Source organism: Sphingobium cloacae, assembly GCF_002355855.1.
Taxonomy (GTDB): Bacteria; Pseudomonadota; Alphaproteobacteria; order Sphingomonadales; family Sphingomonadaceae; genus Sphingobium; species Sphingobium cloacae.
Genome location: NZ_AP017655.1, coordinates 1,959,048 through 1,981,840, shown reverse-complemented (window position 1 = coordinate 1,981,840; position 22,793 = coordinate 1,959,048). Strand labels below are relative to the sequence as shown.

Below are 22,793 nucleotides of genomic sequence, written 5' to 3'. Positions count from 1 at the left end.
GGGGCCTCTTAGACCCTCTTAATTTGATCCTGAACCGAAGGGAGCGCACCGCATGACGGGACTGATCGATCATCGCGGGCAACCGCTGCGCCGCGAGGTGCTGACGCGGGAAGTGGCCGGGCCGAGGATCGGCGGCGTCCGGTCGCCCATGACGGGCTATCCGGGCGACGGGCTGAACCCGGTGAAGCTGGCCCGCATCCTGCGCGCGGCCGACATGGGCGATCCGCTCGCCTATTTCGAACTGGCCGAGCAGATCGAGGAACGCGACCCGCATTATGTGGGGGTGTTGGGGACGCGCAAGCGTTCGGTCGCGCAGATCGACGCGACCGTGGACGCGGCCAGCGACGACGCGGGCGACGTCGCGATCGCCGACAGGATTCGCGAATGGATCGACCGGGACGAACTGGCCGACGAAACCTTCGATATCCTCGACGCGATCGGCAAGGGCGACAGCTTTACGGAAATCGTCTGGGACAGCAGCAGCGGCCAGTGGCAACCGGCCCGGCTGGAATGGCGCGATCCGCGCTGGTTCACCTATGATCCGCGCGACGGGCGGACGCCGCTCCTGCGCGGCGGCGAGGAAGGGGGCGGCGCGGACAGCCCGTTGCCGCCGTTCAAGTTCATCCGTCACCAGGTCAAGGCCAAGTCCGGCCTGCCGGTGCGATCCGGCATCGCCCGCATCGCGGCATGGGGATGGATGTTCAAGGCGTTCACGCAGCGCGACTGGGCGATCTTCGTCCAGACCTATGGCCAGCCGGTCCGCATCGGCAAGTTCCGGTCCGGGGCGAGCGACGAAGACAAAGACACGCTGTTCCGCGCGGTCGCCAATATCGCGGGCGATTGCGCGGCGATCATTCCCGACGGCATGGACATCGACTTCAAGGAGTCGCGCAATGTCGGCCCCGGCTCCGATCTCTATGAGAAGCGCGCCGACTGGCTCGACCGGCAGACCAGCAAGGCCGTGCTGGGGCAGACGACGACAACCGATGCCGTGTCGGGCGGTCATGCCGTGGCGAAGGAGCATCGCCTTGTGCAGGAGGATATCGAAACCGCCGACTGCAAAGGGCTGTCCGCGACCCTCAACCGCGATCTGATCCGGCCATGGGTCGATCTGGAGTACGGGCCGCAGCGCAAATATCCGCGCCTTCGCATCGCCCGGCCCAAGGCGGAGGATGTTTCGGGACTCGTCTCCGCGCTCCAGACGCTGGTGCCGATGGGGATGCGGGTGCAGGCGAGCGAGATCCGCGACAAGCTCGGCCTGTCCGATCCGGACGCGGGCGCGGAACTGCTGCGCGCGCCCGCTTCGCCGTCCAGCATCGCCCAGCCCAGCCAGCAGCTGATCCGCGCTCTCCAGGCGGCACAGGCTCCGGCCGCAACATTCCCGGCCGACGCGATCGGCGACCGGCTGGCCGACGACGCGGACGCCGATATCGGCGAATGGCTGGAGCAGATCGAGGCGATGCTGTCTGCGGCAAACGATCTGGGCGAGTTCGCCGAGATGCTGCGCAGCGCCTTCCCCCGGCTGGACGCGCAGCGCCTCGCCGCGAAGATCGGCAAGGGCCTGACCGCCGCCCATGCGGCCGGGCGCTTCGACGTGGAGGAAGAGGCCGATGCCTGATCCCGCCCTGACGCTGCTGATGCTGCTGGGCGTCGTCGCCGGACTTCCGCTCGGCTGGGCGATTGCCGCGTGGCTTTGCGGTGATCTTTGATGCCTGACCAGCCCAGCGCCGCTTCCGGCGTCCTGCGCCGCCCCTTCACCGAACAGGTCGCCTTCTTCCGGGGCAAGCTCGGCAACCTCGTTCCGACCGAACGATGGGACGATCTGGAGCGCGAGCAGCATGACACCGGCTTCATGGTCGCCGGGGCGGCCAAGGCAGACCTGCTGAGCGATCTGGCCGCCGCCGTCGATCGCACGATCGCGGAGGGCAAGGGGCTCGAAAGTTTCCGAAAGGACTTCCGCGCCATCGTCGAACGCCATGGCTGGCATGGCTGGACCGGCGAGGACACGAAGGGCGGCCGGGCGTGGCGGACGCGGACGATCTACCGCGCCAACGCTTCGACCAGCTACAGCGCCGGGCGCTATGCCCAGCTGGTCGCGGGCGACTTCCCGTTGTGGGTCTACCGCCATGGCGGATCGAAGGAACCGCGCCTGGAGCATCTGGGCTTCGACGGGCTTTACCTGCCGCCCAGCCATGATTTCTGGACGATCTTCTATCCGCCGTCCGACTGGGGATGCAGCTGCTACGTCCTGGGCGCGAGGAGCGAACGGGGCGCGCGACGGCTGGGCGGCGATCCCGACAAGACGCTGCCGGAGGGATGGGATCGCATCGACCCGCGCACGGGCGCGCCCCATGGCGCGGGCCGCAACTGGGACTATGCTCCCGGCGCATCGGTCGCGCCGGTCGTCCGGGCGACGGCCGAGAAAATCCGTCACTGGGACTATCGCATCGCCAAGGGCTTCATGGAGGGAGTGCCCGAAGCGATGCGCGATTCGCTGGCGGCCAGCTATCGCTCGCTGCCTTCCGTGGCGGACGACGCGCGCGGCTATGCCCGACGCGTCCTGGGCGACATCGATGGCGATATCGAGCCGCTCCGGACGCTCGGCCTGGTCGGGCCGCAACAGGCGGACATTATCGCCGATACATGGACGGGCGATCCGTTGCGTCCGGTCGATCTCTATGATTTCTCCATGGCGCGGGACGATATCCTGCACATCGTCAAGGGCCATGGCGACAGCAGCGAGGAACTGCGCGGCCAGCGCGCGATCACGGCGGAGGATTATGCGTTGCTGCCGCTGATCCTGAACCAGCCGGACCGCGTGGAGCAGGCCGGGCGGTCCAGGGCGGGCGAACCGCTGCTCAGCTTCGTGAAGACGATCAACGGCGAGCAGTTCATCGCGCGCTTCGCCGTCCGCAACAAACAGCGGACCCTGGGCCTGAAGACGTTTTTCGTGCGGAAGGGGAAATGAGACGCGCCCCCGCGCCAACGTCCGGAACCGTTCAGGGCTATGAACCCAACGCCACGATGCGCGCGTCTCGAAAAGGAATATAGCGATGATCGGCGTCCAGTTCAAATATGAGGACGTGGCCGAAGCGCTGCGCGAACTGTCGGCGCGCCTGGACGACATGACGCCCGTTCATGAGGACATCGGCGAATATGTCCTCGAAACGACGAAGGAACGCTTCCGCAAGGGGATCGCGCCGGACGGGACGCCATGGGCTCCCAAAAGCGCCGCGACGCTCGCCGCCTATCTCGCGCGGGGCGACGGCGACCGTCCCGATCCGCTGATCGGGCCTTCCAGGCGTCTGTCTTCGGAAATCCAGCGGATCGCCTCGCCCGACAGCGTGGAGATCGGGTCTTCGCTCGAATATTCCGGTGCGATGCAGGATGGTGTGCGAAAGGGCGCGTTCGGCACGAACAGCCGGGGCAATCCGATCCCGTGGGGCGATATCCCGGCCCGCGTCTGGCTGGGCCTGTCGGAGGAAGACGAAAGCGAGATCATCGACATTGCGGACGAATATCTGGCCGAGGCATTCGAAAAGCGCGGCTTCAATACCGCCCGCCTCTGACATTGCCGGTTTGATTTCGGCGGCGGGCGGTGGCAAGTTGATCGCCAGCGCCGCTTCCTGACGCCGATCCCCCTCATACCGCTGGATGGCCGTGCCCACGGCCATGTTTTGCCCCCCGATCGAGGGGCACAACGGTCGGCATGACGAAGCCGTCCACTTCCATTGCGCTGTGTTCCGCGATCGCGCTGGCTGACGCCGCCGATGCGCCGGAATGGATACACCTCATCCCCGGCGCGGAAATCCGCACGCATGACGGGCGCGGTCCCTATCGCGTGACCGACATGGTCGCGCTGATGGCCAATTCCCTGCGCGACGGCGACAAGCTGGTCCTGGACGAAAACCACGCCACCGATCTGGCCGCGCCGCGCGGCGAGGAAGCCCCGGCGCGCGGCTGGATCGTCGAGCTTCAGCAGCGCGCCGATGGCGTCTGGGGACGGGTCGAATGGACCGAGGCCGGACGGCAGAAGGTCAAGGGCAAGGAATATCGCGGCGTTTCGCCGGTCATCGGCCACCGCAAGGACGGCACGGTCACGCACATCCTGCGCGCCAGCCTCGTCAACCAGCCGAATTTTCAGGGTCTGACGGCCCTTCATCAGGAGAAGCACATGGACTTTCGTGCAAAGCTGATCGAGGCGCTGGGCCTCGACAGCGAGGCCGATGACGCCGCGATCATCGCGGCGCTCACGGCAAAGCTGGAGAAGAAGGGCGACGACGACAAGGTTGCGCTTCAGTCGGCGTTGGGGCCGATCGCGATGGCGGTCGGGCTTGCCGCCACCGCCGACGCCACGGCCGTTCTGGCGGGCGTCGAGAAGCTGAAAGAGGATGGCGGCGCGGATGGCCGCGTCGTCGCGCTCCAGTCGGAACTGGCGGGCGTCGTCGGGCAGCTGAACGGCCTTCGCGACGAACGCGCCCGCGACAAGGCGGAAGGCTTCGTGGACGCCGCGATCGCGGCGGGCCGCGTCGGCATCAAGCCCCTGCGCGACGACTACGTCTCCCTTCACATGGAGAACCCCGAGCGCACGGAAAAGCAGATCAACGCCATGCCGATCGTCAAGGGCGGCGCGACGCTGACCACTTCGCCCGGAGCTTCCGCCGCCGACACAAGCGACGATCCCGTCCAGATCGCCGCCCATGCGGCCGTCTACCAGAAAAAGCAGGCGGACGCGGGCATCACCATCGATTTCGCTGCGGCAGTTGCAGCCGTGCAGGAGGGCCGCCACAAATGAGCATCCCCACTTTCATCCGGTCCTATGAGGCCGCTGCCGCCATCGCCGCCTTTCGCGTCGTCCGGTTCTCCGACACCGCCAATTCCTCGAAGGTCGCGGCCGGTGCCGCCGCAGGTCAGCCGCTGATCGGCACCACCGGCAAGGTCGGGGCCAGTGCGGCTGGCGTGATGGTCGATGTGTTCCGCGCCGGGATCAACCCGGTCCAGCTGGGCGGCTCCGTCAGTGCGGGCGACTGGCTGACCAGCGACGCCAACGGCAAGGCCATCGCCACCACGACAGTGGGCAATCATGTCATCGGGCGCGCCGAACAGCCGGGCGTGGCCGACGACATCATCGACTATTTCGCCGCACCCGGCGTGTTCTGAGGAGCTTGACGCATGGATCGTCCCTTTGTCGTAGACGCGGTTCTGACCGCCATTTCCATTGGCTACAAGAACCCGGCCAGCGCCTATATCGCTGACATCGCGCTGCCGCGCATGTCGGTCAGCGCCGAGAAGTTCAAGTGGACCGAATATCCGCTTGAGGAAGCCTTCAACGTGCCTGACGGGCGCGTCGGGCGTCGGGGCCGGGTGCAGCAGCTGGAGTTCGGCGGGTCCGAGAAAACCAGTTCGACCGAAGATTTCGGTTTCGAAAGCCCTATCCCGAACAGCGACATCGATGCCGCCCGCGAGGCGCGCAATCGCGGCGTTTCGACCTTCGACCCGGAAGGCCATGCGGTCATGATGCTGACCGATACGCTGCTCAATGTGCGCGAGGTTCGCGCGGCCGGGATCGTCCACAATCCCGCCACCTATGCCGCTGGGCGCAAGGTCACGCTGGCAGGCAACAGCCAGTTTTCCGACTATGCCAATTCCGATCCGATCGGCGTCATCAAGACGGGCATGGACGCGACACTGGTGTTGCGCCCCAACACGATGGTGATGGGCCGTGCCGTCTGGTCGAAGCTAAGTTCGCATCCCAAGGTTGTGAACGCGGTGAAGGGTAATGTCGCGGACAGCGGCATCGTCACGATCGAGCAGTTCACCGAACTGCTGCGCGGCGAGGGCATCCAGAAGGTCGTTGTCGGCGACAGCTGGTATAACACCGCCAAGCCCGGCCAGCCGGTGGCGCTGTCCCGCGCATGGGGCAAGCACATCGCCATGTATCACCTCAACCCGGTCGCCAACCCGGAAGGCGGCGGCGTGACGTTCGGCTACACCGCTCAGTATGGCACCCGCATCGCGGGCCGCATCCTGGACACGGACGTAGGTCTGGAAGGCGGCGTCCGCATCCGAACCGGCGAGCGCGTCAAGGAAGTGATCGCCGCCCAGGACGTGGGCTATCTCATCCAGAACGCGGTTGCCTGACCATGGCCGCGCCCAGGAAGCCCGCAGCGGGCAAGCCCGCCCCTGCGGAGAAAACGAAAGCGATCGCGCCCCCTGCTGGCGAAACAACCCAGTCGGAACAGGATGGCGCGAGGGAGGCGGATAGCGGCGCTCCGGCCGTGACTGACTCCGCCTCCCACCTGACAGAGCAGGCATTGGGTCAGGCGACGGTGGCAGCGTTCACCACCGGCAACGAATATTCGGATGCCGCGTCAGCCGTGAAGCAAGCCATCTTGGAAGCTCTGAAGGATGGCGATCCCGGCGCGCTGGATGCGCATGATGTCGCGGACGAAGTTCGCGGACACGTCGCTCTGATGCACCTGCATCTGGACGGCGCGATCCATGAACCTGACGCGCTGGTGTTCGTCACCGAAGACGAGTTCGGGCCGCTCAAGGCCGCAAGCGTTTTCGGCGGCGAATGGTCCGACGGCGTGACAGCGGAGGAGTACGATGTCCAATGGCTTCCCGGCGACGAGAAGCCGGAATGACCTACGCCACGCTCCCCATGCTGGTGAAACGGTTCGGCGAACAGACGCTGATCCAGCTGACCGATCGCGCCGATCCCCCGGCCGGGGAGATCGACGGGTCGATCGTCGACCAGGAACTGGGGAACACGGACGCCGTCATCAACGGCTATGTGGGCAACCGCTACCGCCTGCCGCTCAACCCGCTGCCCGACATGGTCGCCGACCTCGCGCTGTCGATCGCGATCTACAAGCTGCACGTCTTCGCGCCCGATCAGAAGATCAAGGACGATTACGAACGCGCCTTGAAGACGCTGAAGGATATCAGCGACGGCGTGGCGAAGCTGGACGCGGCGGGGGTGGAGCCTGCCTCTTCAGGGGCCAACGGCGTCCGGTTCATCGACCGGGAACGGCCGCTGACCCCTGAAAATCTGCACGGCTTCATCTGATGGGGCCGGTTTGATGTTCGGGGCGGTCAAGGAACGGCTGGAAGACATCGCGGCGCTGGGCGGGCGGATCGAACCGGCCGCCAGCCTTTCGGAACTGATGCGGCGCAACCAGGCGCCGCAGGTGACGCCCGCCGCCTTCATCCTCCCGCTCGGCCTGCGCGGCGGACGGGGCGAGGTGGCGACGGGGATCGTCCGCCAGCCGATCACCGAAGCGCTGGGCGTGGTGCTGTTCCTGCGTTCGGCCGGGGACGCCAAGGGCGGCAAGAGCGCCGACGCGCTCACGCCGATCCGCAATGAGGTGATCCGCCGGATCGTCGGATGGGCACCGCCCTCCGACTGGCTGGCGGACGATACGGTCGGCGTCTTCACCCTTTCCCGTGGGGAGATGGTCAGCCTGTCGGCCGGGCTGCTGATCTACCAACTCGATTTTGCTGTCGATGACCAATTGAGGATTTGAAAATGGGTTTTCGAAAGACCGTGAAAGGCGACGACGCCACCGAACTGGCTCCGGGGAATCCCACCCCTGACAATCCCGAAACGGGGGCGGTCCCCGCCGTCCCCGAAACCGATCCGCCCGCGATTCCCGCGCCGACCGTCGCCACCGACAAGGACGGCCATGAGCGTCCGCTGTCGGGCGGCAGTTTCATCCGGGTCAACGGCAAGCTCGTGCGGAAGGAGGCGTAAATGGCGCTCGAACCGATCAAATGGAAAAGCAAGATCGTCCTGGTGAAAGAGGAGGTCGATTATGGCGTCGATCCGGTTCCGACTGGCGGGGCCAACGCCATGCTGCTCACCAACGTGACGCTCCAGCCGATGGAGGGCCAGGACGTCAACCGCAATCTGGAACGCGCCTTCATGGGCGCGCAGGAGGAAGTGCCGGTCGGCCTCTACATGGTGCTGTCCGGTTCGTCCGAACTGGTCGGCAGCGGCGAAACAGGAGTCGCGCCCGCCTGGTCGCCATTGATGCGGGCCTGCGGTGTCGCGGAGGTCGTCACCCCCGATGACGCTCCCGGCGACGGCACCGTCGAATATTCGCCGGTCAGCACCGGCCATGAAAGCGTCGCCGTTCATTTTCATATCGGGCCGAACTGCTATGTCATGCTGGGCGCGCGCGGATCGGCGGAAATCTCCGTCAACGCGCTGGGCATTCCGGTCGCGGCCTGGACCATCACCGGCCTGTTCACGGTGCCCAGCGTCCAGGCGCGGCCGACGGTGGACCTGTCCGCCTTCGAAACGCCGCAGGTCGCGAGCAAGGCGAACACGCCCGTCTTCACTATCGACGCGATTTCCTTCGCCATGCGCAATTTCAGCCTCAACCTCGGCTGCGACGTGCAGGCGCGGATGCTGGTCGGGGTGGAGCGGATCGTCATCGTCGACAAGGCCGAGACGATCAGCACCCAGATCGAGGCGGTGCCCTTTTCCACCTACAATCCGGTGCAGCGGTCCCTGTCGCCCGCGCCGCGCCAGCCGATCGTGCTTCAGCACGGCACGGCGGCGGGTCGCCGCGTCAAGATCGCGGCGGCCAGGGCCGTCCAGCGCCGCTTCACGGGGGGCACCGAGAACCAGGGCGTCGAGGAATGGCCGCTGACCTTCTCACCCCTGCCGGACGCAGGCGACGACCAGTGGAAGATCACGCTCACCTGACCCCAATAACCGGAGGGCGGTGATGGCGGCCCCTGATGTCTGGATCGGCCCGCCCAGCCCATGACCAACGGCCCGCCATGACGAACGGGCCGCCCATTTTGCCAAGGAGTCCCCATGTTCAAAGTCGATCCCAATCCCACGTTCACGCACACGGTCAAGGTCAAGGTGCCGGTCGATGGCGGCTTTCGCGAGGAAACGCTGAAGGCCACATATTCGGTTGTCCCGGCCAGCGAACTGGAAGGGTTCGATCTGGACGAATCGCAATCTTCGCAGGCGTTCCTGACGCGCACGGTCATCGGCCTGGACGATATCGTGGACGCGGAGGGCAATCCGCTCTCCTTCAACCACGCGGTGCGTGATGCGCTTTTCGATCTTCCCTACGTCCGTATCGCACTGGCGCGGGTCTATTTCGAAGGCGTTGCCGGGGCGCGAGCGGGAAACTGAAGGCCGCCGCCCGGCGCTGGGCACTGGGCGGCTCCGACGACAGGACAGAGGCGGCGAAGGACGCGGAACGGTTCGGCCTTCCCGCCGCGATCATCGCGAAGCTCGACAGCAACAAGGCAGGTGTTTCGTTGTGGCCGGAAAATGTGGGAATCGTCAAAGCGTTCATGGCTGTCGCCAGCCAGTGGCGCGTCGTTTCCCTCGCCACCGGCCGCTTCTACTGGCAGGGGCTGCGCTATGCGGACGTCCGCGCCGGGCTGGCGCAAGCGGACATCGCGCTCACGCCCTCGCAATGGGCGGACCTTCAGGTCATGGAAAACGCAGCCGCTTCGGCGCTGAACGGCTATCGCGGGTGATGGCGCGATGACGTTCAAGACATCGCTCATCATCACGGGCGACGGCAAGGTCGCCAAGGCCGAGGTCGATGCCCTGCGCTCCAGCGTGGAGCAGCTGGGCAACAGCGCCAAGGGTACGGCACCGGCCGCGCAGCAACTGGACGCCGCGATCGGGGCGCTGGGCAAATCCTCCCAGCAGATGGTCGGGCAGTCCGCGCAGCTGACGGGCGGACTGGGCAACCTCAGCGGGGCGGTCCTCGACGGCGTCAGCGCGCTGTCGGGGCTGGACCAGCAGACGCTCCAGAACGTCAAGTCCCTCGGCCTGATGAAGGACCATGCCGGTTTGCTGGCGGGCGCGCTGGGCGGGGTGCTGGGCCTGGCCATCACGGCGGGCGTCGCCCTGATGACCGATTATATCGCGAGCCTGGCCGACGCGGAGGAAGGTCTCGACAGCGTCAAGTTCGCCGCCGACGAACTGGGCAATGCGCAGAAGATTTTGGGCGGGGTCATGGATTTGACCACCGGCAAGATCAACACGCAGAACAACGCGCTGATCGCCCTGGCGCGCGCCCAGCTGATCGCCGCCAACGCCCAGGCCCGGAGCAGGCAGGCCGAAGCCCGCAGCCAGATGCGGGACACCGGCCAGATGGGCTGGATCGAAGCGAGCCTGCGGGGAACGTTCACGCCCAACACCTACTGGGCCAAGAAGATGGCCGGGAACAGCATCGGCAGCATCATGGGCGCGGTCGAGAAAGGCGGCATGTCTCCCGATCTGGCGATCCAGACGCTGGAGAAGTTCAACAAGGCCGGTGCGCTGACGGACACCGCCTTCGCCAAGGCAGCGGCGGCGGTCGCCAACTTCGCCGTCGAAGGGCAGAATATCGAGAAACTGGACGCGGCGCGCAAGACGCTGGACGGCGTCGCCACGTCCGTCGAGAAGGGCATCGTCCTGCAAGCGCCCAAGGCGACGCGGGGCCTCACCGCCGTCATCGACCGCGAAGTCGCGCTCGCCACCGCCGCGACCGCCTCCGCGCGGGCGCAGGCCCATCTCAACGACGTGAAGGCGCGGGCGGCCAGCATCGACAAGATGGCGGAGGGCGCGGCCAAGGACGCCGCCCTGCTCCAATATAGGAACGACCTCACCGCCGCGACCGTCGCCTATACCAACGCCCAGAAGGCCGATAACGAGGCGCGGAAATCCTCCTCCTCCGCCGCTACGGCCCATGCCAAGGCGGAGCGGGAAGCCGCCGCCGAAATCGTCAAGGCGATGAAATGGGTCGCCGACACCCGCGCCGCAGCGCAGGGCAATGTGGGGAAGCTCGCGCAGGAGGCGCAGAAACAACAGCAGGACTGGGGCAAGGGCCTGGAGGGGCTGGCGAGCCAAGTCCAGGCGGCTTGGGAGGAGTTGCAGACCATCGGGCTGTCCGGCCCGGCCCTCGCGTTCGCCAATCTTAATCAGGAGATCGAAAAAGGCCGCAAGACCGCGCTTGCGCTTGGCGCAGATGCCGTTGCGGCGGAAGAGATGGCTGAGAACTGGCGCCATCTGCGCACGGCCGGGATCAACCAGAAGTCCACGATGGAGAAGGACGCGGAGACGGCCGCGATCCTGCTCGACCGGGTCGGCGCGCTCTCGGCCGCGCTGGCGGGGCTGCGGGGCGGCGGCGGTATTCTGGGCGACATCACCGGGGTGCTGACGTCGCGCGATCCGATCGGCGCGATGCTGGGCATGGGCGGCGTCGGCAGCCTGCTGGGACTGATGACCAAGGGCGGGCGCGATGCCTATGCCGAGCAGGGCAAGATCATCGCGAAGCATATCGAAGGCATTTTCGGCGTGTCCGGCAAGTTCGCGCAGACGCTGGCGGGCGCGCTGCAACATGCGGGCGTCGGATCGCTGGCGAGCGACGCCCTGCTCGGCCGGAACGGCAGCGCGATCGGCGCGTCGATCGGTGGCGCGATGGGCGGGAAGCTGGGCGAGAAGTTCCTTGAAAAGGGCTTTGAGAAGCTCCCCAAGGGGCTCGGTTCTTTCGCCGGACCGATCGGCTCCATCGCGGGCGGACTGGTCGGCGGGATTATGGGCGGCCTCCTCAAAAAGACGAGGTGGGGCACGTCGGTCGTCACCGGGCAGGGATCGGACGATGTGGCGGTGGGCGGCAACAAGGCCGCCTATCGGTCCAATGCCGATCTGGCCGGGACGTCGATCCAGAGCGGATTGCAGTCCATCGCCGACCAGCTGGGGGCCGATGTCGGCGGATATAATGTGTCGATCGGCCAGTATAAGGGCAAATGGCGCGTTTCCAGCACCGGCCGCAGCGGGAAGCTCAAGGGGAAATATGCCGATGTCACCGACTTCGGCAAGGAAGGCGCGGAAGACGCCATCAAGTTCGCCATCGCCGATGCGGTCAAGGACGGGGCGCTGCTGGGCCTGCGCGCCTCGACGCAGGTGCTGATCCAGAAGGGCGACGATATCGAAGGCCAGTTGCAGAAGGCGATCCGGTTCGAAGGCGTTTTCGCCGAACTGAAACAGCGCACCGATCCCACCGCCTATGCGCTGGAGGAACTGGGCAAGAAGACCGCCAGCCTGAAGAAGCTGTTCGAAGAAGCCGGGGCGTCGGTCGAGGAATATGCCGATCTGGAAAAGCTGCTCGACATGCAGCGCAAGGACATTCTCGATCAGGCGTCGAAGGATGCGCTGGACAAGCTCAACGAGCGGCGGGAACTGGAAATCCGCCTGCTGACCGCGCAAGGCAAGGTGGCGGAGGCCGCCAACGCGCAGCGCGAGATCGAACTGTCGCAGACCAAGGACGAACTCAAGCAGCTGATGCAACAGGTGCAGGCCGAGGAACTGGCGGGCCAGCGCCGGTCCATGGAGATCACGCTGCTGGACGCCATGGGCAGGAAGACCGAAGCCCTCACCCTGCGCCGTCAGGCCGAACTGGCCGCGCTGGACGCAAGCCTGCGTCCATTGCAGCGGGCGATCTGGTATTATCAGGACGCGGCGGGCAAGGTGAGCGCGGCCAAGGACGCCCTTTCGGCGGCCTATGACCGCGAGAGCGCCAGCATCCGGTCGACGGCCGACAGGTTCCGCGACTTCGCCCGCGCCATCGGCGAGTTTCGCGCCAGCCTCTTCGCGGACGTGCCCGGCGTCGACGTTTATGGCATGGCGCGGGCGCGCTTCGACAAGACGGCGAGCCTCGCGCGGCTGGGCAATGAAGCAAGCCTCGGCGCGTTCACCGGGGACGCGCAGTCCTATCTGGACGCCGCCCGCAACCAGGCCGGGTCCGCGCTCGACTATGCGCGGGACGTCGCCCGCGTGGCGCGCGCGGCCGACCAGGCGCAGGCCGGTGCTAACGGCGTCGCCTCCATGGCGGACCGCCAGCTTGCCCAGATGGCGGCCAGCGTGAAGGGGCTGATCGACCTCAACGACAATGTGACGTCCGTGTCGCAGGCGCTAGCCGACCTGAAGAAGGCGCAGGCGGAGGCCGATGCCGCGCAGGCGGAAATGGAACTGCTGACCAACCCGGTTCCCGCGCTGGCGGAGGTCAATGTCAACCTCACAGACATCGGCGATGTCATCGCGCGGCTGAACGCGACGCAGGCCGACACCAAGGACCTGATCGCGGCGCTGCGAGCCGAAATGCAGGCCGCGCTGATCGCCATCGCCAGCAACACCGGCGAAAGCGCGCGGATCGCCCGGCGCCACGACCGGGGCACCACGCAGGCGGTCACGGTGGAAGCGGCATGAAGATGGTCCGCCCCTTCAAGGTGACGGATGCGGCGCTCACCAGTTCCGTGCCTGAAACCGCGCCTGCCGCGTGGGCGGGCGGCACGGTCTATGGGGCGGGAGATCGCGCCAGCATCGTCACGGGACCGCAGGCGGTCGTCCATGAGAGCCTTGCGGCGGGAAATGTCGGGAACGATCCCGCATCCTCGCCCGACTGGTGGCGCGAGGTCGCCACGACATGGCTCGCATGGGACGGCGGAACGACCTATGCGAAGGACCATCGCGCGCTCGATGCGGCCGATCATCTCGAATATGTCAGCCTTCAGGACGGCAATCTCAATCACCCGCTGAGCGATCCGGCCTGGTGGTATCCGCTGCCGTCCAACCGCTGGGCCATGTTCGACCAGGTCAACGGCACCGTGACGCGGGCGCGCGACAGCCTGACCGTTTCCATCGACCTTGCGGGCCGCGTCGACAGCGTCTCGCTTTTCAACCTGTCGGCCGCCACCGTCCGGATCATGGTTGCGACCGTGGAAGACGGCGTCATCCATGACGAGACGATCAATATGGCGTCGGACAGCGGCATCACCGACTGGTTCGCCTATTTCTTCGAAGAGATCATCCGCCGCCGCGACCTGATCCGCGTGAACCTGCCCTTCTACGCGAATCCCACCGTCACCGTGACGCTGAGCGATCCGGGTTCGGAAGTGTCCTGCGGGACCATGGTGGTCGGCGCGACGCGCGACCTGGGCGATATCCAGTTCGGCGCGCGGCTGGGCATCAGGGACTTTTCCAAGAAGGACGCGGACGATTTCGGCAACTACAAGCTGGTGCCGCGCTCCAACTCGCGCAACGGTCGCTTCACCATCTGGGTGCCCAAAGCCCAGACCGATGCCCTGATGGCCCTGATGAGCGATTATGTCGCGACGCCGGTCGTGTGGATCGGCGCGGAGAGCAGGACCGTCACCGCGCTGTATGGCTTCTTCAGCGAGTTCAACGTCGAGATTTCCTATCCGACCGAAGACATCTGCACCCTCGATATCGAAGGACTGACTTGATGGCCCTGCCTGTCATGACGCCCCCGCCCACGCCGCCGAGCCGGTCGGACGCTCCGCCCACCTTCATCGTCCGCGCCGACGCCCTGCTGGGCTGGCTGCCGACCATGGCGGCCGAGTATAACGCCTTCGTAGAGGTGCTTCAGGAGATCGCGCAGGCGACCAACTACAGCGCCACGTCGGGCAGCAGCGTCACGATTGGCACCGGGGCGAAGAGCTTCGCGGCCTCGACCGGCAGCCTGTTGCGGGCGGGGCAATATGTGTCGGTCGCCAGCGTGGCCGATCCGGCCAACGCCATGCTGGGCACCGTCACCAGCTATGACGCGGAGACGGGCGCATTGGTGGTCAACGTCGCTGCGGTGACGGGGGCGGGGACGTTCGATAGCTGGATGATCGCGCTTTCGGTCAATCCGGCCGTGCTGAGCGTCCTGAACGCCGCCATCGCCGCGCTGCAAGGGGATGTCGGCGGTCTGGACGCGGGCCTTTCCGCCCTGTCGGGAGAGGTGACCGCCCTTGCGCCCTATCGCGGCATTCCGCAGACGTCGCAAAACGGCAATTTCACGCTCGCCCTCTCCCATCTGGGCGAGGCGGTCTATTCGAAGAATACGGCGGCGCAGACGGTGACGGTCCCGCCCAACAGCGGCGTGGCCTTCGCGCTCAACACCGTCCTGTCCATCGTGAACAACGGCACGAACAATATCACGCTCGCCCAGGGGTCCGGCGTTACGCTGCGCCTGGCCGGGACCGCATCGACGGGAAACAGGACGATCGTTCCGGGCGGGATCGCCACGCTGAAGAAGGTCGAGACGGATTACTGGTTCGTGTCGGGGCCGGGCGTGTCCTGATGTCCGGCATGATGCACATGATGCTGGGAAGCAGCCGGGGCAAGAAGGTCACCGTCGCGCTGACTTCCGGGACAAGCTGGACCGTTCCGGCAGGCGTCTATGCGGTCGATGTGCATTGCTATGGGCCGGGCGGAAACGGCTACAGCGGCAACGGCGGGGGCGGCGGCGGCGGAGCCTATGCCTTCAAGGAAACCATCGGCGTCACGCCGGGGAGCAGCGTGTCCTATGGGATCGGCGCGGGCGGTTCGGGCAATGATACATGGTTCGGCGGCGGCCCTGCCGTTCGGGCCAAGGCGGGCGGCAATGGCGGGAGTGTCTTCGGTGGCGCGCGCGGCGATGCAGCCCAATGCGTGGGCGACCGGAAATATAGCGGCGGTGCGGGTGGCTCCGGTGGTGGTGGTGGAGGCGCGGCGGGGCCGCTGGGGGATGGCAAGGATGGCGGCGGCGGCGGCGGCGGCGGCGGCGCTGGCGGGGGAAGCTCCCCCGCTGGTAGTGGAGAGAACGGGGGCAACGGGCCATTCGGGACAGGCGGCGGCAGCGCGGGTGGATCGAACGGCGGCGACGGCACAAACGGCGGCGGCGGCGGAAAAGGCTCCATCAATGGTGGCAAAGGCGGCATGGCTATCATGCATGTCACCGATCCCGGTGGAGTTTCCTACGGCCCCGGCGGCGGCGGCGGTCGCAGCAACGGCCTTGGCGGCGGCGTCGGCGGCCCCGGCGGCAGCTACGGCGGCGGCGGCGGCACGTACGGCGGCGCGGGCGGCGCGGGCCTTATCATCCTGGAGTATTACACATGACCTATTCGTGGGATTTCCCCGCGCTGCACGTCGCGCGGAGCGTCGACGGACAGAGCAATGTCGTCACCGATGTGGACTGGATGCTGACAGCCCGCGACGGGGAAGGCCATAGCGCCTCGCTCGCTGGCCGCGTGGGCATGGCCGGGCCGGACCCCGACATATTCACCGATTTCGACAGCCTGACGCGGGAACAGGTGCAGGCGTGGGTCGAGGCGCAAATGGGCGACGATCTGGACGTCCTGAAGGCGCGCCTGGACGCCATGGTGGCGGAGATGGCCGATCCACCCGTGGCGATCCTGACGCCGCCCTGGGCGGCACCGGCCCAGCCGGAGCCGGAAAACTAGAAAGGGGATTCGCGACCCGCCGATCAGGCGGGGGGCAAGGGGCGCGCCAACGCCCCTCAACCGCAGGAGGGAACCCTGCATCTCAGCGTCGATCAGGCGCAGTCGATCCCCGCCACCGGGCACCCCGGCGGTTGGGCTTGACCGGCTGAAGCGCGCGCCCGCCACGCTGGACATGAAACTGGCACTGGGGCGGCCCGACGCCTATCCCGAAGCCCGCGTGACCGTGACCGGCTTCAAACCGGAGATCGACGCGGCGACTTGGCTCATCACCGAAGTGACGCACCGGCTGGACAAGGGCGGCGGCTTCGGAACCGACCTGAAGATGGAAATGGCGCCCTGACCTCTAGGCCTGCCTTAAGATTTTGGATTTCTCGGCTTCGAATTCTTCACGGCTGACAAGGCCCCGATCAAGCATATCCGCCATGATCGCCAACTGGTCGGCCGAGGAAGACCCTAGGGTCGTCGCCTGCTGCGATCGGGCGCGCTTGACGCCTTCTTCCACGATATGACGCACCGTCATTGCCGCCGATGGAAGTGGGCCGAATTTTCGGCTATTCGGATTTGACTGTTGAAAACGGTCAACCATCTGCTGTCTTCAAAATCGGAATTTAGCGTTGAAAGGAGTCAAGATGAGGGAGCCTGAAGGCCTGATGGAGCGCCTCAATCGGCGATCACCGTCGATGGGTGACATGGCTTGGGCGGAGCGCATGATGGCCCAAACCGAGGGGACAAATGAGCACTCGTTCTACGCAAAATTGAGACTTCGTATGATAGCAGCTTCGCAGCCGGGGCGAGAGACCGAGTAGCTGCGAGTTAATGTCCAATCTGCTTTACTTGCCCAACTGGACCGTCACGGACGTCGAAATCGACGGCGATGGCGCTTATAGCGCAGGGGAGTTGCGGCCAGTTCTCGCTGGCGAACGCCGCCCGCGTCTGGACGAACCTGTTCCTCGTGATCCGAGGGCTGGGGCTTTCGATGTCTGGGACGTGCCCGTCTTCGCCCCCGGTCCGGGTGAGCTTCAAGCATGGGCCGACCTCATCGCTTGTCGGCCTGATCTCCAACCCGCGCTTTTACGAACATCTGATGGGGTGGCCGATCGGGTGGACCGCACCAGAGGAGCCGGTAACGGGGTTTGCAGTCTGGCTGCGGCGATCGCGTGGCGCACTCTCAAGGCTGCTCATCTGAGGAACGCGAATGTCGGAGGCACCGGACGGCCGGAAAAAGCGGCCGAAGTGGAACAGCAAGAGCCGCCTTCGTAGTTGGGCCGAAGCGGCGGCGTTGGCTAAAGCGGGAGCACCCGTTTACGAGGCGCTGCACGCTATGTGCGAGATCATCGACGATTATCACGAAGGAGACGGCTTCTCTTCCTCATTCAGGATGAAGCTGTCGTATTTCGTTTGGGCGTCGAGCGATGATCCCAAACAGGTCAGAGCCATCATCGCCCAGGCGGAACGATGGCTTGAGGAAGGCCGCCGACGCTGGCGGGAAGGATACGTGCCCGATCCGTTCGGCGAACCCCGCATCAGGGTGCGCCGTGAGCCACCGGCCGAGCTTCCCGCCTTCACCGTCGAGCGGCGGAAGGTGATCGAACTGCTCAAGGGCTGCCAACATGCCGAAGCGATGCCCTATCGCGGCCATGTCGATACGCTGGTCAATTTGGATCGCCGACGGCCGCTAGAGCCGTTTCACCAGAACGCCCAGCTGGTTCTGGAGGAACTGTGTTTTCTCTATCGGGATCAGCTGCCCTTCGGGGTCGGCCGAGACGACCCACCCATCAATCCATGGACGGGAAAGCCGTCATGCCAGCCAGCTTTGGAGATCAACTATAGGGACGGCCACTTAGAGCGGGGCTTGCGGAAGACATGGTCGGGGGAGTTGGTAAAGGACTATTGAGCGGCCTCTCAGGCGCTTCTCAAAGGCGGGAGAGAGCGGGGTTTGGTGCTACAAAACCTCTTGTCTCGCGCTCCAAAAGCTCTTGGGCGGCTTCACACGGGGTTTTTTTGGACGTGCTGCCAGGTAAAAATATTGTAATGATATGTTGTAACCTTTTGGCCCATGGTCTATATCGCGGACACCATGCAGTTCAGCCTTCGCCAAGCCCTGACTACAGGCCGGATCGACCGGATCGCCATGGGCCTGTCAGGGCTTTGCGTCGCGCATTGCTTCGCGACGGCTGTGCTTCTGGGCCTGCTGGCATCGGCGGGCGGTCTCTTCGAAAGCCCCCTTTTCCATGAAACGGGGCTGGCGCTGGCGATTCTGCTTGGAGCATTGGCGCTGGGGCATGGCGCCATAGTGCACGGCTTCATGATGCCCGCCGCGATCGGTTCCCTGGGCCTTGGCATCATGGCGGGGGCGCTGACCATGGATCATGGATGGCAGGAAAGCGCCTATACCTTGCTGGGCGTAGGCATTCTGGCGCTCGGCCACGACCTCAATCATCGTGCGGGCCGCTAGCGGCGGGCAAGCGGTGCTCGAACGCGGGTTCGCGCGGCGATTCTTCCGGGGCGATTGTCTCTTCGGAAGAAAGGGGGAAGTCGATAACGACCACCCCCCATCCCGATCTACCGTTTTCAGCTATCCTTGCGGTCCAGCCTGTGCTCGCCCTGCACCCAGCGGACGGTGCCGGTGCTGGCGCGCATGACGACGCTTTCGGTCGTGAGACGGCCGCCCGGCAGCCGCTTGACGCCGTCCAGCAGCGACCCGTCCGTCACTCCCGTGGCGGCGAAGATGCAATCTCCCTTCGCCAGTTCCTTGAGGTCATAGACCTTGTCCAGATCGGTGATGCCCCATTTGCGCGCGCGGGCGCGCTCGTCATCGTTGCGGAACAGCAGCTTGCCCTTGAACTGCCCGCCGACGCAGCGCAGCGCGGCGCAGGCGAGGACGCCCTCGGGCGCACCGCCCGACCCCATATAGATGTCGATGGTCGTTTCGGGGTCGGTGGTGGCGATCACGCCGGCGACGTCCCCATCGGGGATCAGCATGATGCCGCAGCCGATTCCCCGCAATTCCGCGATCAGCTTTTCATGGCGCGGGCGATCCAGTACGCACACGATGATCTCGCCCGGTTCGACGCCCTTGGCCTTCGCCACCGCCTCGACATTTTCTTTCACCGATTTGTTGAGGTCGATGACGTCTTCGGGATAACCGGGACCGACCGCCAGCTTTTCCATATAGACGTCGGGCGCGTTGAGCAGGCCGCCTTCCTCCGAGATGGCGAGCACGGCGAGCGCATTGGGACCGGCCTTCGCCGTGATGGTGGTGCCCTCCAGCGGATCGAGCGCGATATCGATTTTCGGGCCCTTGCCGATGGCGTTGCCGACCTTCTCGCCGATGTAGAGCATCGGCGCTTCGTCCCGCTCGCCCTCGCCGATCACGACGGTGCCATCCATGTAGAGATCGTTGAAGGCCATGCGCATCGCTTCGACGGCGGCCGCATCGGCGGCCTTTTCATCGCCCCGGCCGATCAGCTTCGACGCCGCGATGGCCGCAGCCTCGGTCACGCGCACCATTTCCAGCACCAGAACGCGATCGAGAATCGAGCTAGCCTGCACCATGTTCATTCCTCTTTTGAGCGGTATTGGACGAGGGCGATACGGGGTCGGCTTTGCCTTGTCGAGCCATGTCTATCGACCGAAGGCCTCCTTTTGGCGGCGCGATGCAACAGATGGACGCTTCCGGCGTTGGTGGCGTGGAAAAGAGGCAGGATCATCCATGATTGCTTCGTTGATCGCCGTCAGTCTCATTGCCGGATCGCCCACGCCGGTATCCGTCCACGCCGCGCCGCGCGCCGCGCCCTGTCAGGCGGTGCCGACCTTGTGCCTGAAGCCCCGGCGGGACGATTCGCTGCGCATAGCCGACGGGGCGAATCCGGGCGTGGACAACAAGATGAGCGCCTACCGCTTCGATGCCCGTCCATGCCGCATCATCGGCAATCTGGATTGCCCCAAGCGTGCCAACCGCACACTGCTGCGGCTGGGGCAGCCCGTGGAGGACAGTTTGTTGCAGGCTTTCGGGCTGCGCTGAATCCCGATCAGTCGAGCCCGATCAGTCGAGAATGTGCATGACCATCGGCGTCTGGAGCAGGCTGTCCGATCCGGCGAGACGATCGAGCGTCTCCTGGATGCAGCGTTCCTCGCCGGCATGGGTGACGATCGCCACCAGCACGCCGTCCTCCTGATTCGCGCCGCGCTGGATCATGCTTTCGATGGAAACGCCCGCATCGCGGGTCGCAGCGGCGATCTCCGCCAGCACGCCGGGCCGGTCCTGCACCTTGAAGCGCAGATAGCTGCGTCCGATGCGATGTCCGGCGTCGGCCGTTTTCTGCGGGGCGAGCGCGGCGACCGGCATGGCGAAGGCGTCGCCATATTCATCGCGGGCGACGTCGATCAGATCCGCCACGACAGCCGAAGCCGTGGGGCCTTCGCCAGCTCCCCGCCCTTCGAAGAACAGCCGTCCCACGAAATTGCCTTCCACCACCACCGCGTTCAGCGATCCATCGACATGGGCCAGCGGATGATCGGTAGGCACCAGCATCGGGTGGACACGCTGGAACAGGCCATCCGGCCCATTCTCCGCCATGCCGACGAGGCGGATGCGATATCCCAGCACGGCGGCTTCGGCGATGTCGGCGGCAATCACATGGCGGATGCCCGTGACCGCGACATGGTCGAAATCCAGTTCGGTGCCGAATGCCAGGCTGGCGAGAATGGTCAGCTTGTGCGCGGCGTCCACGCCGTCGATGTCGAAACTGGGATCGGCCTCGGCATAGCCCAGTTCCTGTGCTTCCTTCAGCACTTCGTCGAACCCGCGTCCTTCCTTCTCCATGGTGGTCAGGATGTAGTTGCAGGTGCCGTTGAGGATGCCGTAGACGCGGCTGATCTCATTGGCGGCGGCGCCTTCCCGCATTCCCTTGATGACCGGGATGCCGCCCGCGACGGCCGCTTCATATTTTAGCGCGATCCCGGCCTTTTCCGCCAGCGCGGCCAGATCCAGTCCATGATGCGCCAGCATGGCCTTGTTCGCCGTGACGAAGGGCTTGCCGGCGGCAAGGCATTGCCGCGCGAGCGTCAGCGCCGGCCCGTCGGCGCCGCCGATCAGTTCGACCACGACATCGATATCGTCCCGCGCCGCCAGCGTCGTCATGTCGTCCACCCATTCATAGGGAGACAGGTCGACGCCCCGGTCCTTGTTGCGGTCGCGCGCGGAAATCGCGACCACCTGGATGGGACAGCCGGCGCGGCGGGCGATCAGGTCTCCGTTGGTCTGGAGCAGCCGAATGACGCCGCCGCCCACTGTTCCCAGGCCGACGAGCGCGACGCGCAGCGGGGCATGGCGGTGCAGATCAGTCATGGCCTATCCTTATCCTTCCAGCAGGTCAGGGCCGCGCTGATAGCGGCACCAACGCCATAGTCCAAGGAAAAGCAGGCCCCCTAACGAAGCTGCCTCGTTCTTTCGCATGGCCCAAGGGCCTGCATCACCAGCTGATAGTCAGCGCGCGCCGCTTCCGCGTCGGGCAGAGGCAAGGTCCGGACCGACTGGGCCGGAAGGACGGGGGGAAGGGCGCAGGCGAGCCGATACCAGAGGAGGCTTCCCGGCTGGGGCGGGCGGGCGGCCTCATCGACGATCTCGCCCAGCGCCACGGCCCATCGCGGTTCCTGACCGGGCCGCCTGATGATGGAAAGGGATACTGGCTCTCCATTTTCCGTCCGCAGGAATATCTGCGTTTCCCCTTCGCCCGCAATGGTGCCTGACACGTGGAAGGCATCGCCCGGTCCCTTGATGCGGGGCGGCGCGCCGGGTGACACCAGCGTGGAAACGATGCCCTTCACCCGCTCCATTTCAGCCGGAGTGGCGGGAATCTGGGCGTCCCGCGCCACCAGCTGGATTTCTCCCGGCCGCGAGCCCTGCTTCGCGAACAGCAGCATCTGCGCCTTTTTCAGCTTGGCTATCTTTCCGCGGGCGTCCGCTGGCGCGTCATACAGATAGGTGACAGCCGGGCTGATGCCTCCCTCGCCACGAATCAGGGCGGTTACATCGGCCTCGATATAGACCCGGCGATGGCCCGGCGGCACATTTCCCGCCCGTTCGGCGGAGAGCGGGATGCTGTTGCGGATGCGCACCTGGACGATGACCGGCGCGGCATCGGCAAGATCCACGATATCCGCATAGGACAGCGCCAGGGGGGCGGAGGACTGCCCGGATTGAGGGGTCGCATACGCAATGGGACCTCCCCAAATCAGGGGATTCGGGGCAAAAATGAGGCAGGCCCAAAGAAGTCTTTTCCACTGGCCGGTATATTTTTCTGTCAAGTTTGTCATATGCTGCCAACCCGTTGCATCATTGTCACACGCAAGCCATTCCATAGCGCTATGCTAGGATTGTTTGTAAACGCAACCAGGTAAAGCGATAAAACGTTTGCGTGGCGGAAGATGCCGCGATAGGAATTTGAAGGGTAGCAAATGAGAAGGATATGGGCCAAGGATGACCGGGAGGCCCCGGACGTCCTGGGTCGTTTTGACTGATTTGCACAATAACAACT

The 22,793-nt window shown here is 65.6% G+C and carries 26 protein-coding genes; 22 read left to right on the top strand and 4 right to left on the bottom strand.

From position 1 onward, the window contains the following. The first annotated feature begins 52 nt into the window (after positions 1–52). The 19 genes from SCLO_RS09820 (at position 53) to SCLO_RS09730 (ending at position 16,594) form a co-directional block, all read left to right on the top strand. Positions 53–1,618 carry a DUF935 domain-containing protein gene (locus SCLO_RS09820; RefSeq protein ID WP_066517701.1) on the top strand — a complete coding sequence of 522 codons (1,566 nt, stop codon included), beginning with the start codon at positions 53–55 and terminating at the stop codon, positions 1,616–1,618. Positions 1,619–1,708: 90 nt separating this feature from the next. Next, the gene (locus tag SCLO_RS09815) at positions 1,709–2,968 is read left to right on the top strand and encodes a PBECR3 domain-containing polyvalent protein (RefSeq protein WP_066517706.1); all 1,260 of its coding nucleotides are present in this window, start codon (positions 1,709–1,711) and stop codon (positions 2,966–2,968) included. 85 nt (positions 2,969–3,053) lie between these two features. Continuing rightward, the gene (locus tag SCLO_RS09810) at positions 3,054–3,569 is read left to right on the top strand and encodes a phage virion morphogenesis protein (RefSeq protein ID WP_066517710.1); all 516 of its coding nucleotides are present in this window, start codon (positions 3,054–3,056) and stop codon (positions 3,567–3,569) included. Positions 3,570–3,709: 140 nt separating this feature from the next. After that, positions 3,710–4,795 (top strand): phage protease, encoded by a 1,086-nt coding sequence (locus SCLO_RS09805; RefSeq protein ID WP_066517711.1) that lies wholly within the window; start codon positions 3,710–3,712, stop codon positions 4,793–4,795. Next, complete coding sequence (locus tag SCLO_RS09800) at positions 4,792–5,160, top strand: DUF2190 family protein (protein ID WP_066517712.1); 369 nt, start codon at positions 4,792–4,794, stop codon at positions 5,158–5,160. The genes SCLO_RS09805 and SCLO_RS09800 overlap by 4 nt, the downstream gene beginning before the upstream one ends. A gap of 12 nt (positions 5,161–5,172) precedes the next feature. Then, entirely contained in the window at positions 5,173–6,141 is a 969-nt protein-coding gene (locus SCLO_RS09795; RefSeq protein ID WP_066517714.1) for a capsid protein, read from the top strand. A 173-nt stretch (positions 6,142–6,314) separates the two neighbouring features. Beyond that, complete coding sequence (locus SCLO_RS09790) at positions 6,315–6,647, top strand: hypothetical protein (protein WP_123905473.1); 333 nt, start codon at positions 6,315–6,317, stop codon at positions 6,645–6,647. Then, the gene (locus tag SCLO_RS09785; RefSeq protein WP_066517727.1) at positions 6,644–7,072 is read left to right on the top strand and encodes a gp436 family protein; all 429 of its coding nucleotides are present in this window, start codon (positions 6,644–6,646) and stop codon (positions 7,070–7,072) included. The genes SCLO_RS09790 and SCLO_RS09785 overlap by 4 nt, the downstream gene beginning before the upstream one ends. 13 nt (positions 7,073–7,085) lie before the next feature. Then, positions 7,086–7,529: a phage tail terminator protein gene (locus SCLO_RS09780; RefSeq protein WP_066517729.1), complete on the top strand. Its 444-nt coding sequence runs from the start codon at positions 7,086–7,088 to the stop codon at positions 7,527–7,529. A gap of 2 nt (positions 7,530–7,531) precedes the next feature. After that, positions 7,532–7,756 (top strand): hypothetical protein, encoded by a 225-nt coding sequence (locus tag SCLO_RS09775; protein ID WP_066517732.1) that lies wholly within the window; start codon positions 7,532–7,534, stop codon positions 7,754–7,756. Continuing rightward, positions 7,757–8,716 (top strand): hypothetical protein, encoded by a 960-nt coding sequence (locus tag SCLO_RS09770; protein ID WP_066517735.1) that lies wholly within the window; start codon positions 7,757–7,759, stop codon positions 8,714–8,716. A gap of 114 nt (positions 8,717–8,830) precedes the next feature. Further along, positions 8,831–9,160 carry a hypothetical protein gene (locus SCLO_RS09765; RefSeq protein WP_066517742.1) on the top strand — a complete coding sequence of 110 codons (330 nt, stop codon included), beginning with the start codon at positions 8,831–8,833 and terminating at the stop codon, positions 9,158–9,160. A 164-nt stretch (positions 9,161–9,324) separates the two neighbouring features. Then, positions 9,325–9,513, top strand: a complete 189-nt coding sequence (locus tag SCLO_RS23330; RefSeq protein WP_231923210.1) for a hypothetical protein — start codon at positions 9,325–9,327, stop codon at positions 9,511–9,513. A gap of 7 nt (positions 9,514–9,520) precedes the next feature. After that, on the top strand, positions 9,521–13,234 hold the full coding sequence (locus SCLO_RS09755; RefSeq protein WP_066517746.1) for a coiled-coil domain-containing protein: 3,714 nt from the start codon (positions 9,521–9,523) through the stop codon (positions 13,232–13,234). After that, positions 13,231–14,271: a hypothetical protein gene (locus SCLO_RS09750; RefSeq protein ID WP_123905472.1), complete on the top strand. Its 1,041-nt coding sequence runs from the start codon at positions 13,231–13,233 to the stop codon at positions 14,269–14,271. Before SCLO_RS09755 ends, SCLO_RS09750 begins: the two co-directional genes overlap by 4 nt. Then, positions 14,271–15,113 (top strand): hypothetical protein, encoded by an 843-nt coding sequence (locus tag SCLO_RS09745; RefSeq protein WP_066517752.1) that lies wholly within the window; start codon positions 14,271–14,273, stop codon positions 15,111–15,113. Before SCLO_RS09750 ends, SCLO_RS09745 begins: the two co-directional genes overlap by 1 nt. After that, positions 15,113–15,910 carry a hypothetical protein gene (locus SCLO_RS23325; protein ID WP_066517757.1) on the top strand — a complete coding sequence of 266 codons (798 nt, stop codon included), beginning with the start codon at positions 15,113–15,115 and terminating at the stop codon, positions 15,908–15,910. The genes SCLO_RS09745 and SCLO_RS23325 overlap by 1 nt, the downstream gene beginning before the upstream one ends. Beyond that, a complete protein-coding gene (locus SCLO_RS09735) occupies positions 15,907–16,254 on the top strand; it encodes a DUF7936 family protein (protein ID WP_066517759.1) in 348 nt (115 codons plus the stop codon). Before SCLO_RS23325 ends, SCLO_RS09735 begins: the two co-directional genes overlap by 4 nt. A gap of 172 nt (positions 16,255–16,426) precedes the next feature. After that, entirely contained in the window at positions 16,427–16,594 is a 168-nt protein-coding gene (locus tag SCLO_RS09730) for a hypothetical protein (protein ID WP_231923209.1), read from the top strand. 3 nt (positions 16,595–16,597) lie between these two features. Here the strand turns inward: SCLO_RS09730 and SCLO_RS09725 are convergent, their stop codons facing one another. Beyond that, positions 16,598–16,840, bottom strand: a complete 243-nt coding sequence (locus tag SCLO_RS09725) for an SHOCT domain-containing protein (protein WP_083948992.1) — start codon at positions 16,838–16,840, stop codon at positions 16,598–16,600. 609 nt (positions 16,841–17,449) lie between these two features. On the opposite strand from SCLO_RS09725, the gene SCLO_RS09715 reads away from it, so the two are divergent. Both SCLO_RS09715 and SCLO_RS09710 read left to right on the top strand, forming a co-directional pair. Continuing rightward, complete coding sequence (locus SCLO_RS09715) at positions 17,450–18,148, top strand: hypothetical protein (RefSeq protein WP_123905470.1); 699 nt, start codon at positions 17,450–17,452, stop codon at positions 18,146–18,148. 183 nt (positions 18,149–18,331) lie between these two features. Further along, positions 18,332–18,709: a MerC domain-containing protein gene (locus tag SCLO_RS09710; RefSeq protein WP_066515220.1), complete on the top strand. Its 378-nt coding sequence runs from the start codon at positions 18,332–18,334 to the stop codon at positions 18,707–18,709. A 116-nt stretch (positions 18,710–18,825) separates the two neighbouring features. Here the strand turns inward: SCLO_RS09710 and glpX are convergent, their stop codons facing one another. Beyond that, entirely contained in the window at positions 18,826–19,809 is a 984-nt protein-coding gene (gene glpX / locus SCLO_RS09705) for a class II fructose-bisphosphatase (RefSeq protein ID WP_066515218.1), read from the bottom strand. 157 nt (positions 19,810–19,966) lie between these two features. On the opposite strand from glpX, the gene SCLO_RS09700 reads away from it, so the two are divergent. Then, the gene (locus tag SCLO_RS09700; protein WP_066515139.1) at positions 19,967–20,278 is read left to right on the top strand and encodes a hypothetical protein; all 312 of its coding nucleotides are present in this window, start codon (positions 19,967–19,969) and stop codon (positions 20,276–20,278) included. A gap of 21 nt (positions 20,279–20,299) precedes the next feature. On the opposite strand, the gene SCLO_RS09695 is transcribed toward SCLO_RS09700, so the two are convergent. Together SCLO_RS09695 and SCLO_RS09690 are read right to left on the bottom strand one after the other, a co-directional pair. Continuing rightward, a complete protein-coding gene (locus SCLO_RS09695; RefSeq protein ID WP_066515136.1) occupies positions 20,300–21,604 on the bottom strand; it encodes a homoserine dehydrogenase in 1,305 nt (434 codons plus the stop codon). 80 nt (positions 21,605–21,684) lie between these two features. Next, positions 21,685–22,563, bottom strand: a complete 879-nt coding sequence (locus SCLO_RS09690) for a hypothetical protein (RefSeq protein WP_407695330.1) — start codon at positions 22,561–22,563, stop codon at positions 21,685–21,687. Between the last annotated feature and the right edge of the window lie 230 nt (positions 22,564–22,793).